Annotated in this window: 11 protein-coding genes and 1 pseudogene; 1 reads left to right on the forward strand and 11 read right to left on the reverse strand. The window is 65.9% G+C overall.

Features of this window, described 5'->3' with window-relative positions; translation table 11 throughout:
• Positions 1–28: 28 nt before the first annotated feature.
• The gene (locus QME71_00265) at positions 29–2,506 is read left to right on the forward strand and encodes a S8 family serine peptidase (protein ID MDI6856745.1); all 2,478 of its coding nucleotides are present in this window, start codon (positions 29–31) and stop codon (positions 2,504–2,506) included.
• Positions 2,507–2,516: 10 nt separating this feature from the next.
• On the opposite strand, the gene QME71_00270 is transcribed toward QME71_00265, so the two are convergent.
• From QME71_00270 to polA, 11 genes and pseudogenes are all read right to left on the reverse strand, one after another.
• A complete protein-coding gene (locus tag QME71_00270; GenBank protein MDI6856746.1) occupies positions 2,517–3,227 on the reverse strand; it encodes an adenylate/guanylate cyclase domain-containing protein in 711 nt (236 codons plus the stop codon).
• A 148-nt stretch (positions 3,228–3,375) separates the two neighbouring features.
• Positions 3,376–5,454: an excinuclease ABC subunit UvrB gene (uvrB, locus tag QME71_00275; GenBank protein ID MDI6856747.1), complete on the reverse strand. Its 2,079-nt coding sequence runs from the start codon at positions 5,452–5,454 to the stop codon at positions 3,376–3,378.
• A 222-nt stretch (positions 5,455–5,676) separates the two neighbouring features.
• Complete coding sequence (gene ruvA / locus QME71_00280; GenBank protein ID MDI6856748.1) at positions 5,677–6,270, reverse strand: Holliday junction branch migration protein RuvA; 594 nt, start codon at positions 6,268–6,270, stop codon at positions 5,677–5,679.
• Complete coding sequence (ruvC, locus tag QME71_00285; GenBank protein ID MDI6856749.1) at positions 6,267–6,770, reverse strand: crossover junction endodeoxyribonuclease RuvC; 504 nt, start codon at positions 6,768–6,770, stop codon at positions 6,267–6,269. The genes ruvA and ruvC overlap by 4 nt, the downstream gene beginning before the upstream one ends.
• Positions 6,771–6,819: 49 nt before the next feature.
• The gene (locus tag QME71_00290) at positions 6,820–7,569 is read right to left on the reverse strand and encodes a YebC/PmpR family DNA-binding transcriptional regulator (GenBank protein ID MDI6856750.1); all 750 of its coding nucleotides are present in this window, start codon (positions 7,567–7,569) and stop codon (positions 6,820–6,822) included.
• Between the two features lie 117 nt (positions 7,570–7,686).
• Positions 7,687–8,595 carry a pantoate--beta-alanine ligase gene (panC, locus tag QME71_00295; GenBank protein ID MDI6856751.1) on the reverse strand — a complete coding sequence of 303 codons (909 nt, stop codon included), beginning with the start codon at positions 8,593–8,595 and terminating at the stop codon, positions 7,687–7,689.
• Position 8,596: 1 nt separating this feature from the next.
• Positions 8,597–9,439 carry a 3-methyl-2-oxobutanoate hydroxymethyltransferase gene (gene panB / locus QME71_00300; GenBank protein ID MDI6856752.1) on the reverse strand — a complete coding sequence of 281 codons (843 nt, stop codon included), beginning with the start codon at positions 9,437–9,439 and terminating at the stop codon, positions 8,597–8,599.
• Between the two features lie 77 nt (positions 9,440–9,516).
• Positions 9,517–9,846, reverse strand: a pseudogene (locus QME71_00305) (aspartate 1-decarboxylase).
• Positions 9,847–10,165: 319 nt separating this feature from the next.
• Positions 10,166–11,143, reverse strand: a complete 978-nt coding sequence (locus tag QME71_00310) for a P1 family peptidase (GenBank protein MDI6856753.1) — start codon at positions 11,141–11,143, stop codon at positions 10,166–10,168.
• 108 nt (positions 11,144–11,251) lie between these two features.
• Entirely contained in the window at positions 11,252–12,085 is an 834-nt protein-coding gene (gene mutM, locus QME71_00315; protein MDI6856754.1) for a bifunctional DNA-formamidopyrimidine glycosylase/DNA-(apurinic or apyrimidinic site) lyase, read from the reverse strand.
• A gap of 361 nt (positions 12,086–12,446) precedes the next feature.
• A complete protein-coding gene (gene polA, locus QME71_00320; GenBank protein MDI6856755.1) occupies positions 12,447–15,224 on the reverse strand; it encodes a DNA polymerase I in 2,778 nt (925 codons plus the stop codon).
• Between the last annotated feature and the right edge of the window lie 68 nt (positions 15,225–15,292).

Raw genomic sequence — 15,292 nt, forward strand, 5'->3', positions numbered from 1 at the left:
TGACTTTGGAAGAAGAAGGGAGGCGAAGATGGGAAGTCGGCTGCCGCTGCGGATTCTTCTGGGAACCACGCTGGTATCGATAGCCGCCTGCTTGGGCGGCGTTTTCGTGGCCGGGCCGGCGGGCGCAGACCGATCGGGCGCCCCGTCCGCATTCGGCCCAACGCCGTCACCCCCTCAGCGGACCGAAGCTGTGCTATCGCTGCCCGCTCAGCCAGCGCTCAGGAAGGCGCACCCCAAGCTGGACACCGCGCTGACGGAATTGAGCGACGCCTACGCGCGCGGCGGGATCGGCGAGGCGCGAGCGGCCGCCGCCACACTCGCCCTCGACCTGCCGCAGGACAGAGCGCGGGTCATCATCGAAACAGTCGAGGGACGGGAGTCGGCGCTGCGCGGGCCCGTCCGTGGCCTGGGCGCGACGATCGAAAAAGAGAGCGGGAGTCTGGCGCAGGCGCTCGTACCCGTGCAGGCACTGAGAGGCCTGGCGGCGCTCGACTCCGTCGCGCTCGTGCGCAGACCGCTTGTCGCCCTCCCCGCCGCCGTCGGTGAAGGAGTGGCGCTCGTCAATGCCGACGACTGGCACGCCGCCGGAGTTACGGGCAGCGGCATGAAAGTCGCGATCGTCGACCTCGGGTTCCAGGGGTACTCCTCGCTGCTGGGAACGGAACTGCCGTCGTCGGTGGTTACGCACTCCTGCCGTACCGACGGCGACATTACGGGCGGAGGCGAAAAGCACGGCACGGGCGTCGCCGAGATCGTCCACGAGATGGCGCCGGACGCCGAACTGTACCTCGTCAATTTCGAGACGGAGGTCGACCTGGCAACGTGCATCGACTGGATGGCGGCGCAGGGAGTGACCGTGGCCAACCACTCGGTGATCTGGTTCGGCACCGGCCCCGGCGACGGCACGGGCATAATCAACGATATTGTGAACGATGCTATCTTGACGCACGGCATTTTCTGGGCGAACGCGGCCGGCAATCACGCTCTAATGCACTGGATGGGCAACTGGTCGGACCCGGAGGAAAACGGTTTTCACAACTTCACGGCGCTGGATGAGGGAAATACCATTTCCGTAGGGGCCGGCGAGTCCGTCCTCGCGGTCCTGAAGTGGGATGACCCCTTCGGAGGCTCCTCGAACGACTACGATATTGGGCTGTATTCTCCTGAGCTTGAAAGCTTCGTCTGTTGGTCGGGCAACTGGCAAGACGGCGACGATGATCCGGTCGATTTCTTCGTCTGCCAGCCTGGAGCTGGGACGTATGAACTGGCTATCGCGCTCTATAGCGCCGACGGAACGGCTAATTTCCACCTGTACACCGGCAGCCATCCCCTCGAGTACTACGACGTACAGAGCAGTATCCTCGAGCCCGCCGATAATCCCAACGTTCTGACAACGGGGGCCGTGTTCTGGGGCACGCCCACCGTGATCGAATACTTTAGCTCCCAGGGGCCGACCGAGGACGTGCGCATAAAGCCCGACATCGTCGCGCCCGACGGCGTTACGAACGCGACGTATCCCGGCGGCTTTTTCGGCACGTCCGCCGCCTCGCCTCACAGCGCCGGCGCTGCCGCCCTCGTCAGACAGACGTATCCGTCATACACGCCAGCGCAGGTCGCCGCGTTTCTTACCGGCCCGCGCTGCATCGACCTCGGCGCGGGCGGTGACGACAACGTGTTCGGCTGCGGCAGGCTGAACCTTGGCTCTCCGCCCGACACCGACACAGACGGCGTGATTGACGCCTTCGACAACTGCCCGCTGGTCGCCAACCCGCCTGTCCCCAACGGCCTCGACGATGACACAGACGGCACGGTCGACGAGGCGGGCGAGCAGGTCAACACCGATAACGCCGCCATCCCCAACGGCCCCGTCGTGGCCCTCGACGATGTCACCGTCCCCAACGGCGACCCCCTTGGCGACGCCTGCGACGACGACGACGATAACGACGGCCTAACAGACGCCGAGGAGGCATCCGCGGGCACCAACCCCCTGCTCCGCGACACCGACGGCGACCGCGTCATCGATGGCGCCGAGGTGCTTCTCGGCTCCGATCCCCTGAACCCCGGAAGCAAGCCCGGTTGCACGGGGATCATCGACGTCGACAAGGACTGCCTGTCGGCCAATATCGAGGCCCTGCTGGGAACGAGCGACAAGATCAAGGACACCGACGGCGACGGCATAAACGACGGCGTCGAGGTGATGGGCTGGGGTACCTCCCCCACCAGCGTCGACACCGACGGCGACGGCTGCAACGACGACAAGGAGATCGCAGACGTGAACGGCGACCGCATCAGCGGCGTCCTCGACTATGTCAGGGTGGCCCAGCGGGCCTTCAGCGCCCAGGACGACGACCCCGATGACGGCGACCCTGTTCCCGACATGTCGATGGTCGTCGACCCGTCATTCGACGTGAACAAGGACAGAGTGATGACTGCGCTCGACGTGACTCTGACAGGGCTGAACTCCAGCCTGGTGGAGCCGGTGGAGGACTGCAACTGCAATTTCTGACCGGACAGGGCTAGCTCCGCCAGACCACCTCGTACAGCCGGTAGCGGCCGGGGAAGCCGCGCAGGCGGAAGCTGCCGCAGGGGGCGTATTCGAAGCCGGGGTACGGTCCCGCGAGGCCCTTGACCAGCTCTGACATCAGGATCTGGCCGCCCTTCGCCTTCTCCGCTATTCGCGCCGCCATGTTGACTGCCGCCCCGAAGAAATCGTCCTCTTCGCGCAGCACGTCGCCGGCGTTGAGCCCCATGCGCAGCACCAGCGGCCGCGTCGGGTACTCGCGGTTGTACTCCGCCATCTTCTTCTGGATGTCGACGGCGCAGAGGACCGCCCGGCGCGCCGTGCGAAAAGCGACCATGAACCCGTCGCCCTGGTACTTCACCTCGAACCCCCCGTGGTCCTGGATCTGCGTGCGCACGATCTGATTGTGACGCTTGAGGACATCGAGCGCTTCTTCGTCGCCAACGGACGACATGAGCTGCGAGAAGCCCGCCATGTCGGTGAAAAGGATTGTCGTCGTGCTCTCGACGGCCGGACGCTCGCTTGAGCTGCTCAGAGGGTAGCCGCAGTGGCCGCAAAAACGGAACTCCTGCGGCATGGGAGAACTGCAACTGGGGCATATGCGCGTGTCGGGGCCCGAGGGCGCGTAGGCCACCGGCATGAGCGATTCGACGTGCGGGTCAAGCTCTCGAGCCGGCGGGAGCTTCTCTACTTCCCGTTCATGCAAGTCCGGCCTCTCCCTTCAACATACGAAGGCCCGCTCAAGACTATCGAGCAGGCCTCCGCCGTATAGTCATCGGGCTTGCGCCTCTGTGCCTCATAGAAAAGTCTAGCACTACGAACAGGAGCGGGTCAACGAAAGAATCCCCGCGGCGCTAGCGGTAGGGGTGGCGGCGGCCGCGACGCCCCCTATCGTTGAAACTCGGGGCGGGCCGCGCAGGCTTGCTCGCCGCCTCAGCGAACTCGTGCAGCACGTCCTGGTCGCTCACAAGCTGCTTGCGGAACTCGCTTATCTGGTCGCGCAGGAGCGCCGCCTTCTCGAACTCGAGGTTCTTCGCCGCCTGCTTCATCTGCCCTTCGAGGTCGCGCACCAGCCGCGCCAGCTCGTCCTTCGGGATGGCGCCCGCTGGATAGTACGCCGCCTGCTCCTCCGCCACCTTCTTCACGCGGTCCGTTATGTCACGTATCGCCTTGCGTATCCCCTGCGGCGTGATCCCGCGCTCCTCGTTGTACGCGATCTGGATGCGACGGCGGCGGTACGTCTCATCGATTGCCCGCCGCATCGAATCCGTCATGGTGTCGGCGTACATGATGACGTGCCCCTCGATGTGGCGCGACGCGCGCCCTATCGTCTGGATGAGCGAATCGCGCGACCTCAGGTACCCCTCCTTGTCGGCGTCGAGGATGGCGATGAGGCTCACCTCCGGCAGGTCGAGCCCTTCGCGCAGCAGGTTTATGCCCACCACGACGTCATATACGCCCATGCGGAGGTCGCGCAATATCTCCACCCGCTCCAGCGTGTCGATCTCCGAGTGCAGGTAGTGGGTGCGGATGCCCATCTCGACCAGGTAGTCGGCAAGGTCTTCCGCCATCTTCTTCGTCAGCGTGGTCACCAGCGCGCGCTCTCCCCGCTCGACGCGGACGCGTATCTGTTCCAGGAGGTCGTCGATCTGCCCGGCCGTCGGCTTCACCTCCACCGATGGATCGATCAGCCCCGTGGGCCGCACGATTTGCTCCACCACCTGTTCGCTGTGCTCGTACTCGAACGGGCCGGGCGTCGCCGACACGTATATCACCTGGTTGAGGTGGTCCAGAAACTCGTTAAAGTTCAGCGGGCGGTTGTCGAGCGCCGACGGCAGGCGAAAGCCGAAGTCGACAAGCGTCTGCTTGCGCGAGACGTCGCCGTGGTACATGCCGCGCACCTGGGGGATGCTGATGTGCGACTCGTCGATGAACATCAGAAAGTCGTCTGGAAAGTAGTCGAGCAGCGTCCAGGGGGTGCTGCCCGCCGGACGCCGCGCCAGGTGACGGGCGTAGTTCTCGATGCCGGCGCAGTAGCCCGCCTCCCGCAGGCTCTCGATGTCGTACTTAGTGCGTTCCTCCAGCCGCGCCGCCTCCAGCAACTTTCCCTGTGAGCGCAGCTCCGCGACCCGCTCCTCCAGTTCCGCTTCGATATCCAGGATCGCTTCGTCGAGCTTCTCGCGCGATGTCACGAAGTGCTTCGCCGGATAGATATCGATCCGGTCGCGCTCCGCCAGCAGCTCGCCGGTCAGGGGGTCGATCTCGATGATACGCTCGACCTCGTCGCCCATGAAGTCGATGCGCGCGGCGAGTTCCTCGTATGCGGGCATGATCGTGAGGCTATCGCCGCGCAGACGGAAGTGGCCGCGGGTGAGCGTCATGTCGTTGCGGTCGTACTGCATGTCGACCAGGCGGCGGACGGCGCGTCCGCGGTTGAACGGCTGCCCCTTGCGGAAGGTGAGGGTGAAGCTATGGTACTCTTCCGGCTCGCCGAGACCGTAGATGCAGGAGACGGACGCCACGATGAGCACGTCGCGGCGCTCGAAGAGGGCGCGCGTGGCAGCGTGGCGCAGCTTGTCGATCTCGTCGTTGATGTCGGCGTCCTTCGCGATGTAGGTATCGCTCCGGGGGATGTAGGCCTCCGGCTGGTAGTAGTCGTAGTAGCTCACGAAGTACTCGACGGCGTTCTCGGGAAAGAACTCCTTGAACTCGGAGGCGAGTTGCGCGGCGAGCGTGCGGTTGGGCGCGAGGACGAGCGTCGGACGCTGCGCGCGCTCGACGACGCTTGCCATCGTGAACGTCTTGCCGCTACCGGTCACGCCGAGGAGCGTCTGGTGCTTGTAGCCCCTGCGGAGCCCATCGACGAGCTGGTCGATAGCCTGGGGCTGATCGCCCGTGGGCTTGAAATCAGAAACGAGCTTAAACTCTGCCATTGCATGATCCAGTTTACCGTATTCTCGCGGGATTCCCTAGTGCTCGCCTGTCGTTTCCACGCTGCGCCGCTGCCGCCAGCCCTAACATGGACGTCTATCTCCCCCCACCCACCCCAGGGCTGTTTGGAGGAAATCGCGGCGGCACCCCCTGTAACCCCCGGCCTGCGGGCGGCTGGTTTCACGCAGCGGGCAAGATGCCCGCCCTATCGGTTCGTGGAGCCGCTATTCCGAGGTGAAGGAGGAGAGGGCGATGCGGATCTTCTCTTCGAGGGTGAGGGACTCGTCCCTCGGAACGCGCGATGCTGCGGCGGAAGCCTCCGCCTGGCTGTACCCGAGCGCGACAAGCGCCGCCACCACGTCGTCGTCGTCCGAACGCGGGGCCACGCCGCCCGCCGCGACGGGGATGTGCTCCGGCAACCGCCCCTTCAGATCAAGCACGATGCGGCTCGCCGTCTTCGCGCCGATCCCCGGCACCCGCCGTATCCGCTCGACGTCGCCGCCTGCTATCGCCTCCCACAGCTCGTCGCCCGGCAGCCCGGAGAGAAGCGCCAGCGCCCCCTTCGGCCCGAGGCCCGACACGCCGATGAGCATGCGGAACAGCCGCAGCTCCTCCGCCGTCGCGAAGCCGAACAGCGCGACGTCGTTCTCGCGCGCCTGAAGATGCGTGTACAGCGACACCTCGCGCCCGGCCACGCCCAGCGCGTCCCGCGTGTGTCCCGCGACCTGCACCAGCAGCCCGAGACCCACGCCTTCCGGCCGTATCACCAGGCCGTCCGGGGTCGCTTCTTCGACCGTGCCCCGGATGCGGGCGATCACGTCTGCGTCCCTTCGCGGAGCATATCGTTCGTTCGGCAGCGCGCGAGGTGGCACAGGGCAACGGCGAGGGCGTCGGCGGCGTCCTGCGGCTCCGGCGCCTCCGTCATCCCCAGTTGCAGCCGCACCATCTCCTGCACCTGCCCTTTCGAGCCACGGCCGTACCCGGTCACGCTCTGCTTCACCTCCGCCGGCGAGTAGCGGCATACCGGCACGCCCGCCTGCGCCGCCGCCAGCAACGCCAGCGCGCGCGCCTCGCCTATCGCCATCGCCGAACGGACGTTAGCGGCGACGAACGGCTCCTCCACCGCCACCTCCGACGGCTGGCAGCGCTCGATCAGCGTCCGCAGGCCGTCGTAGAGATAAGCCAGGCGCTCGGCGAGGGGCAGCCTGGCGTTGACGCGCAGCGCGCCGCAATCGATAAGAGACGGCTCGCTGCCCGGTGTCTGACAGAGCACGCCGAAACCGGTGACTCGCAGACCGGGGTCGATGCCGAGGACGATTAGACGTTCGCCGGACGCGACCGGCGCGGCCCCCTCGACCGCGCGGCGCCTAGCCGCTGTACGTCGCCAGGACTTCGTCGGGGAACTCCGCGTTGGAATAGACTCGCTGGACGTCGTCGAGCTCCTCCAGCTTATCGAGCAGCTTGAGTGACTGCACGGCCTGCTTCTCGTCGAGGCTTATCGTGCTTTTCGGCAGTTTCGCCAGCTCAGCCGACTCGATATGCACTCCCTGCTCTTCCAGGGCTCGCCGCACCTTCTCCAGGTCCTCGGCGGCGGTGCGGACCTGCACGCGGCCGTCATCGATGTCCACATCTTCGGCGCCGGCGTCGATTGCCATCAGGGCCAGGTCCTCGCTGTTCTGCTCGTCTGCGCCGACCATGATCAGCCCCCTGGTGTCGAAGAGCCAGGCAACCGATCCTGCCTCGCTGAGACTGCCGCCGTGGCGCGAGAAGGTGGCGCGGATATCAGCGACGGAGCGGTTGCGGTTGTCGGTCAGCACCTCCACCAGCACGGCGGTGCCGCCGGGGCCGTAGCCCTCATAAGTGGCCTCTATGAGCTCGCTGGCGCCCTCGCCGCCGGCGCCGCGGCGTATCGCCCGCTCGATGGTGTCATTGGGCATGTTGGCGTCGCGCGCCCGCTGGACGGCGAGACGCAGGCGGAAGTTCGATGCCGGATCGGGCCCTCCCTGGCGGGCCGCGACCGTTATCTCACGGCCGAGTTTGGTGAAGATCTGACCCCTGCGGGCGTCGGCGGCGCCCTTCTGCCGCTTGATCTGAGTCCAGTGTGAGTGTCCACCCATACGCGTCTAGGTTACTTTTCAGGATGCGGCATCATTCTAGCATTTCGGAGCAGGCGACGAAAAGCCTCAGGGCGCCCGTCGAGGACGCCCTGAGACCGGTGTGTTGCGAAGCGCCGGCTATTTGGCGCCCAGGTCGGCGTAGCGGGAAACGCGCTTCTCGCCTACCGTTACGTTGTCGATGAGCCTCGTCTCGCCGATGCGGATCGCCAGCGATATCAACGCCGGCCCCTCGATCACCTCCAGCTCCTGGAGCGTCTCCGGGTCGGCGATGCTGATGTAGTCGATCCTCGCCAGCGGCTCCCGCTTGATGAGTCCTTCCAGCCTGTCGCGCAGCCTGCCGGCGTCTCGTTCTCCCGTGCGGTGAAGGCGCTCGGAGAGGCTGAGCGCGCGGAACAGGATGAGAGCGGCCCGCCGCTCGTCGGGCGACAGGAAGACGTTGCGGCTGCTCATCGCCAGACCGCCCGTTTCGCGGACGGTGGGGCAGGGCACTATCTCAACGTTCAGGTTCAGGTCCCGCACCATTTTGCGAATCACGACGAGCTGCTGGGCATCCTTCTGTCCGAAATAGGCCCGGTGCGGCTGGACGATGTTCAGAAGCTTGAGGACAACGCTCGCGACGCCTCGGAAATGCCCAGGACGACAGGCGCCCTCGAGGACTTCCGTTACGCCTCCCACCTCGACAGTCGTGCCGAACCCCTCCGGGTACATCTCGATCGCCGGCGGCATGAAGACGACATCCACGCGCTCCTGCTGCAGGAGCGTCAAGTCGCGCTGCGGGTCGCGGGGGTACTTCTCAAAGTCTTCGTTGGGTCCGAACTGAGTGGGGTTGACGAAGATGCTGGTGACGACCACATCGTTTTCGGCGCGGGCGCGGCGCACGAGCGAGAGGTGTCCCTCGTGCAGGTAGCCCATCGTGGGCACAAACCCGACGCTTCCCGAGGCCTGCGACCGCAAGCGCCGCATTCCATCGATTGTCGCCACCACTTGAAGTACGGGGAGGGCACGGATGGTTTCGGAGAGAGCCATGTTACACCGCCATCTTTGAGAGCTCCGCCAGGACGCTCTCGTCCATCAGAAAGCTCTCCTTGTCGGTCGGGAAAGCCCCCGACCGCACCTCTTCCAGATAACGAAGCACCGCCTCCCGTATCTCCTCGTGAAGACGGAGGTACTGTTTGGCGTGCTTGGGTACGAAATCGGAAAGGAGACCGAGGAAGTCGTGGATCACCTGCACCTGGCCGTCGCACTGGGGGCCGGCGCCGATGCCGATGGTAGGGATGTCGAGCCGCTCGGAGATGATCCTGCCGAGAGGAGCGGGTATGGTCTCGAGGACGATGGCGAACGCGCCCGCTTCCTGCAATGCGAGCGCATCCTGGAGCGTCTTGACGGCGGCTTCCGGCGTCTTGCCCTGTACCTTGTGGCCGCCGATCTGGCTGACCGACTGCGGCGTCAGCCCGATGTGCCCCATGACGGGAATACCTATCGAGACAAGCCGCCGGACCGTCTCCGCCATGTGGACGCCGCCCTCCAGCTTCACGGCGGTGGCGCCCGCCTCCTGCAAGAAACGACCGGCGTTTCGGAGCGCGTCCTCAATGCCGGTCTGGTAGCTCATGAAGGGCATGTCGCCTACTACGATCGCCCTCTTCGTCCCCCTCACCACCGCCCTCGTGTGATGGAGCATCTCCTCCATCGTGACGGGTATCGTCGAGTCATAGCCGAGGACGACCATGCCGAGGCTGTCGCCGACGAGGATTATGGGGATGCCCGCTTCGTCGAGGATGCGCGCTGTGGGGTAGTCGTAGGCGGTGAGCATGGGGATCTTTTCGCCCCGCTGCTTCATCGCCTTCAACTCGTGGACGCTCAGTCGAGCCATGGCTGGACCTCCTGGCTGAACGGATCGGCGCGGCCGTGCGCGAGAGCGAACTCCTCGACGCGGGGGCCGATCCAGGAGATGCGGTTGTTCTCATCGACGTGCACCACGCGCGGCCTCAGGTTTCGCGCCTCTTCTTCCGTGCACGGCGCGTATGTAAGAACGAGGACGATGTCGCCAGGATGGACGAGGTGCGCAGCGGCGCCGTTTATGCACGCTTCGCCGCTGCCGCGGCAGCCGGGGATGGCGTAGGTGATCAGGCGGTTGCCGTTATCGACATCCAGGACGTGCACCTGCTCATAGGGCAGGATATCGGCCGCTTCCATCAGCTCGGGGTCGAGCGTAATGCTCCCCATATAGTTCAGGTCCGCCTCCGTGACGCGCACGCGGTGGATCTTGCTCTTGAACATCAGCCTCAAGGCTCTACCTCCTTACTCCGCTCCGGACGCAGCGGTGGAAGCGATAACCAAAAAGCCCTTCCGGCCGGAACCGAAAGGGCAAGCAAAGTCAGGCCATCTTGCACGTCTCGGTCGACCAGGCGATCCAAGCGGCTTTTATTGACTTTCGGAGGCTTCCTGAGCCCCCTGGTTGGCGTCCGCAGCGCTTGCCCAGACGCCGGTTATTGCCCCACCCAAGGTCAATACCGACCATAGTATAGGTCTGAGAATGAGGGCTGTCAAGCAAATCCGGGGAATGAATCCGGTGATTATTGTGTCGATGGGGTGCGGCCTACTGCCGCCCCGTCAGCCACTCCCGCGCCGACGGTACGCCCGCGAGCCCCTTCGCCTCGCGGATGGCGTTCAGCACGGCCCGTTGCACCGCTTCTGCCGCCAGCGCGCCGATGACCCCGGCGTTCGCGGCGCCCGCGGCCTCGCTGGTCGCGAGCGCGAAGATCGCGTCGCCGTCGACGGGGCAGTGGGCAGGCCGGATGGCGCGGCTTATGCCGTCGTGCGCCATCTGCGCAACGGTCGTCGCCTGTGTTTTGGTTAGGGTCGCGTTCGTGGCCACGACACCGATGGTCGTATTCGCCAGCGGCAGCGTCGCGAACGGACCCGCCGTCCGCATGAGGTCGACCGCGCTCTCAAAGCGCCCCTGCTCGCCCCGCACGCCGGCCACGATCTGCCCCGTCTGCGGGTCGACGATCTCCCCAAACGCGTTCACCGCCACGAGCGCCCCGACGACCACCTCGCCGGTCCTCTCGCTCGCCGTGCCGATGCCGCCCTTAAGCCCGCGCGCTATCGTCCGCACCTTGGCGACGGTCGCGCCCGTGCCCGCGCCCACGCTGCCTTGCGCGACGCGCCCCCCTTTCGCTGCCTTGCAGGCCCGGTAGCCGGCCTCAGCGTTCGGCCGCACATCGTGGCGTCCGATGTTGAGGTCGAAGAGGACGGCGCCGCAGACGATCGGGATCACCGAACCGCCGTAGGAGAAGCCGATGCCGCGCTCCTCGAGGTAGCGCATGATACCGGAGCCGACGTCGAGCCCAAACGCGCTGCCGCCGGTGAGGAAGACGGCGTGCACCTGCTGGACGAGCGCCTCGGGGCGCAACAGCGACGCCTCGCGGGTGCCCGGGGCGCCGCCGCGCACGTCCACGCCGGCGACCGCGCCCTTCTTGCAGAGGACGACTGTGCAGCCGGTGGCGGCCCTCCGGTCCGTCCAGTGCCCGACGAGTATGCCGGGGACGTCCGTTATCGCGTCGTGTCTTCTCATCTCATAGGGCGAGCATCTTGCCTGCCGCGCATGTCCTGGTTTATGCGCCTCTTCCGCAACATTGAAGCGTGGCCCGAATCGCCCCTGGTCGGGTACGGAGCGCCGACCCTACGGGGAACCGGGCGCAGGCTGGCAGCGCGGACAGAAGTGGGCGCTGCGGCCTCCTACCTTCGCCCGCTGGATTTCGGCGCCGCAAACATAGCACGGCTGCCCCGTACGGCGGAAGACCTTCACCTTGATCTGGTGCCGCCCTGCCTGCCCGTTCGCATCGACGTAATCGCGGAACGACGACCCGCGGTTGCCGAGGGCCTCGCGCAGCACCTCACGTATGCCGCGCCGAACGCCCTTCACCTCTCGCTCCGACAGGGAATCGGCGCGACGCAGCGGGTTGACGCGCGCCGCGAAAAGCGCCTCGTCGGCGTAGATGTTGCCGAGTCCCGCCAGCGTCTTCTGGTCCATCAGCACGGCCTTAACCGGCGCCCGCCGCCGCTCGAAGGCGCGTTGCAGGTAGCCGGCCGTGAACCGATCCGACAGGGCGTCGGGGCCGAGCTTGTCGGTTACCGCTCGCAAGTCCTCGACGAGGCGCAGTCGCCCCAGCTTGCGCAGGTCGGCGTAACGCAGGTCCGCACCGTTGTCGAGCGAAAGGACGGCGCGAAGATACGGGTCATCGGTGTCGCCGGCGTTGCGGAGGAGGAGCGAGCCGGTCATGCGCAGGTGGACGGCGAGGTGGAGCCCGCCCGAGAGCGCGAACAGGAGGTACTTCCCCCGCCGTTCGATCCCCTCGATGCGGCGTCCCTTCAGCTTGCTGCGGAACGTGACGGGCGAGGCGCCCTCGACGGTCGGCACGCGGTCGCGGACGATGCGGACGGCGGTTATGGAGCGTCCGACGACGCGGGGCGCGAGGTCGCGGCGTATCGTTTCTACTTCCGGCAGCTCAGGCATGGGGAGCGCATTTGGGACGGGGTCGGCACACGGTTCCGGGGTTTCAAACTCTCGGCCTAGCGCGACGCTGTCAGGCGCGGGCCGCGGGATTCATCCCACAGAACCGTCCAGTCATCCATCGTCTCTACCTCGGGCAACTCAGCCAAATCAGGGGGAGCCCGGAGGGCGATGTCCCTCTCCGGCGGGAGTCTGGACCCGCCTCCCGGCAAAGCAGGTGTGTCCCCCCGGCACTAACAAACGCCCCGCGGGTGGGCGGCGGGAAGATGGGCGCAAGTGTTCCGGCGATAACGCCAACGCCGTACAGGAACGCCACGCTTCATTCCTGGTCAACACCTTACATCCGCCTGGAAGAGCACCGGGATTACACTTCGCCCCAGTTCTTGCCCAGCTTCACGTCCACCTTCAGCGGCACGTCCAGCTCCAGCGACGCCGGCATGATCCGCAGCACCATCTCCCGCAGGTCGGTCATCTCCGAGGCCGGCCCTTCGAAGATCAGCTCGTCGTGCACCTGCAGCAGCATCTTCGAACGCATCTTCCGCGCCTCGAGCTCCGCGTCCAGCCTGTCCATCGCCACTTTGATGATGTCGGCGGCGGTCCCCTGCACCGGCATGTTGATCGCGATGCGCTCGGCGGCGCCCCGCACCTGCGGGTTCGCCGAGTTGATCGCCGGGATGTAGCGCCGGCGCCCCATCATCGTCTCCGCGTACCCCTTCACCCGCGCGTCGCCTATCACCTCCTCGCGCCATTCCTTCACGCGCGCGTACTTCTCGAAATAGCGGTTGATGAACTCTGTCGCCTCCTCGCGCGATATCCCCTCGCGCTGCGACAGCCCGAACCCCGTCAGCCCGTACAGCACGCCGAAGTTGAACACTTTCGCCCGCCTTCGCATCGTCGGCGTCACCTCCTCGATGGGAACGCCGAACACCTGCGACGCCGTCGCCGCGTGGATGTCCTCGTCCTGCCGGAACGCTTCCAGGAGGCCGGGGTCTTTGCACAGGTGCGCCAGGATGCGCAGCTCCACCTGTGAGTAGTCGGCGGCGAGCAAGTAGGGGTCCGGGCCTACGTCTCGAGCGATGAACGCGGCCCGGATCTGGCCCCCCAGTTCGCCCCGCACGGGGATGTTTTGCAGGTTCGGGTCGTTTGACGACAGCCGGCCTGTCGCCGTGATCGTCTGGTTGAACGTCGTGTGGATGCGGCCGGTGTTCGGGTTGATAAGCGCGGGCAGCGTGTCTATGTAAGTCGACTTCAGTTTCGTAAGCTGGCGGTACGTCAGGATCATGTCGATAACCGGATGGGCGTCCCGCAGCGCCTCGAGCACCATCGCGTCGGTTGCGTAGCCCTGCTGCCTCACCTTGCGCGGCTTCGGCAGCCCGATCTCCTCAAACAGCACCACCGAAAGCTGCTGCGGCGACCCGATGTTGAACTGGTGCCCGCAGGCCTCGTATATCTGCTGTTCCAGCGCGACAATCTGCGTCTCCAGTTGCTGCGACATCTCCCGCAAGACCGCCACATCGATCGCTACGCCTGCCAGCTCCATGCGCGTGAGCACCGGCACCAGCGGCATCTCAACTTCCGTGAAGAGGCTCCACAGGTTCTGTTCCTTCAGCTCCTTCTCGAGTAGCGCGCGCAGACGGAAAGTCACGTCGGCGTCGCCGCATGAGTAATCGGCGACGGCGCTCACAGGCGCCTGCGCCATCGAGAGCTGCTTCGGCCCGCGCCTGCCGAGGATCTCCGTGATGTCCGTCATCTCGATGCCTAGGCGGCGCGACGCCAGCCACTTCAGGCTCAGCGATCCCTCGCCCGGCCGGTACGCCTCCGAGCCGCCGCCCTCGCCGAGCAGATACGCGGCGACCATCGTGTCAAACGCAAGGCCGCGGACAGTCACGCCGTGGTTCGCGAGCACCACCATGTCGTACTTGCCGTTGTGCGCCACTTTGGGGCGCAGCCCGTCCTCCAGCACCGGGCCGAGCTTCGACAGCACGGTCGAAAGCGGCAACTGCGGCCTGCCGCCGAGCTCCGCGATGTGCCCGACGGGGATGTAGAACGCCTCCGCGATGGAATCGGAGAACGACAGGCCGACGAGCCGCGCGCGCATGGCATGTATCTCGTCCGTCTCGGTGTCGAACGAGAAACTCTCGGCCTTGGACAACCGTTGCGCCAGCGAGTCCAGCTCCTCTTCGTCGTAGATGCAGTGGTATATCTTCTCCGGCGCTCCCAGCTCGACCGGGGGCGCCTTCTCTTCCAGGGGACGCACGTACTCGGGCAGTCTGCCCATCAGGGTCCGGAACTCCAGCTCGCGGAAGATCTCCAGGACCTTCTGTCGGTCGTACCCTTTAAGCTCGGCGGCCTTGAGATCGAGGCTGACGGGCACGTCCGTGCGGATCGTCGCCATCTCCTTACTGTGGCGCGCTTCTTCTTCGTGGGCGGCGAGCGTCTCCCGCAGCTTCGACGGCTCGACGAGATCGAGGTGCTCGTAGATTGTCTCGACGCTGCCGAACTGCTCGATGAGACGCACTGCCGTTTTCTCGCCGACGCCGGGCACGCCGGGAATGTTGTCCGACACGTCGCCCTTGAGCCCTTTGAAGTCCGGCATCTGCTGCGGATCGAAACCGTAGCGCTCGCGCGCCGACCTCTCGTCGTAGACGACGGTGTCGCGCTGGTAAGGGCGGAACATGAAGAGTTTTACGTTCGGCCGCAGAAGCTGGACCATGTCGCTGTCCAGGCTGACGACGTACGTCTCGATGCCCTGCTCCGCAGCCTGTCGCGCGAGAGTCCCGAGCACGTCGTCGGCCTCGAAGCCCTCGACCTGAAAAATGGGGATGTTGAACGCCTCGATCAGCTCCACACAGCGCGCGAACTGCTCGCGCAGGTCTTCGGGCGCACCGGGGCGCTGCGCTTTATACGTGTCGTCAAGCTCGTGTCGGAACGTCGGCCCCTTGGGGTCAAGGGCGACGATTATGTGCGTTGGGCGAAGCTGTTCGAGCACGCTCAGCAGCGTGTTGGCGAGCCCGTATACCGCGGTCACCACTTCGCCCGTCTTGCGCACGACCAGCGGCTCGCGGAAAGCGTGATACGCGCGGTGGATGATGCCGTGTCCGTCGAGGAGCGCCAGCAGGGGTTTGTCGGTATCCGAAGCCATCGACACGATTATAGCATCGGAAGCGGCGGCTGCGAAGGAGCGCGGATGGCCTGCTCACCGGCGACGTG

It is taken from the genome of Dehalococcoidia bacterium (assembly GCA_030018455.1).
GTDB lineage: Bacteria > Chloroflexota > Dehalococcoidia > DSTF01 > JALHUB01 > JASEFU01.

Excerpts from the sequence above, each read along its gene's own strand:
- polA (MDI6856755.1), bottom strand. The coding sequence starts at position 15,224 with ATGGCTTCGGATACCGACAAACCCCTGCTGGCGCTCCTCGACGGACAC.
- mutM (MDI6856754.1), bottom strand. The coding sequence starts at position 12,085 with ATGCCTGAGCTGCCGGAAGTAGAAACGATACGCCGCGACCTCGCGCCC.
- QME71_00290 (MDI6856750.1), bottom strand. The coding sequence starts at position 7,569 with ATGGGTGGACACTCACACTGGACTCAGATCAAGCGGCAGAAGGGCGCC.
- panB (MDI6856752.1), bottom strand. The coding sequence starts at position 9,439 with ATGGCTCGACTGAGCGTCCACGAGTTGAAGGCGATGAAGCAGCGGGGC.
- QME71_00265 (MDI6856745.1), top strand. The coding sequence starts at position 29 with ATGGGAAGTCGGCTGCCGCTGCGGATTCTTCTGGGAACCACGCTGGTA.
- panC (MDI6856751.1), bottom strand. The coding sequence starts at position 8,595 with ATGGCTCTCTCCGAAACCATCCGTGCCCTCCCCGTACTTCAAGTGGTG.
- QME71_00310 (MDI6856753.1), bottom strand. The coding sequence starts at position 11,143 with ATGAGAAGACACGACGCGATAACGGACGTCCCCGGCATACTCGTCGGG.
- uvrB (MDI6856747.1), bottom strand. The coding sequence starts at position 5,454 with ATGGCAGAGTTTAAGCTCGTTTCTGATTTCAAGCCCACGGGCGATCAG.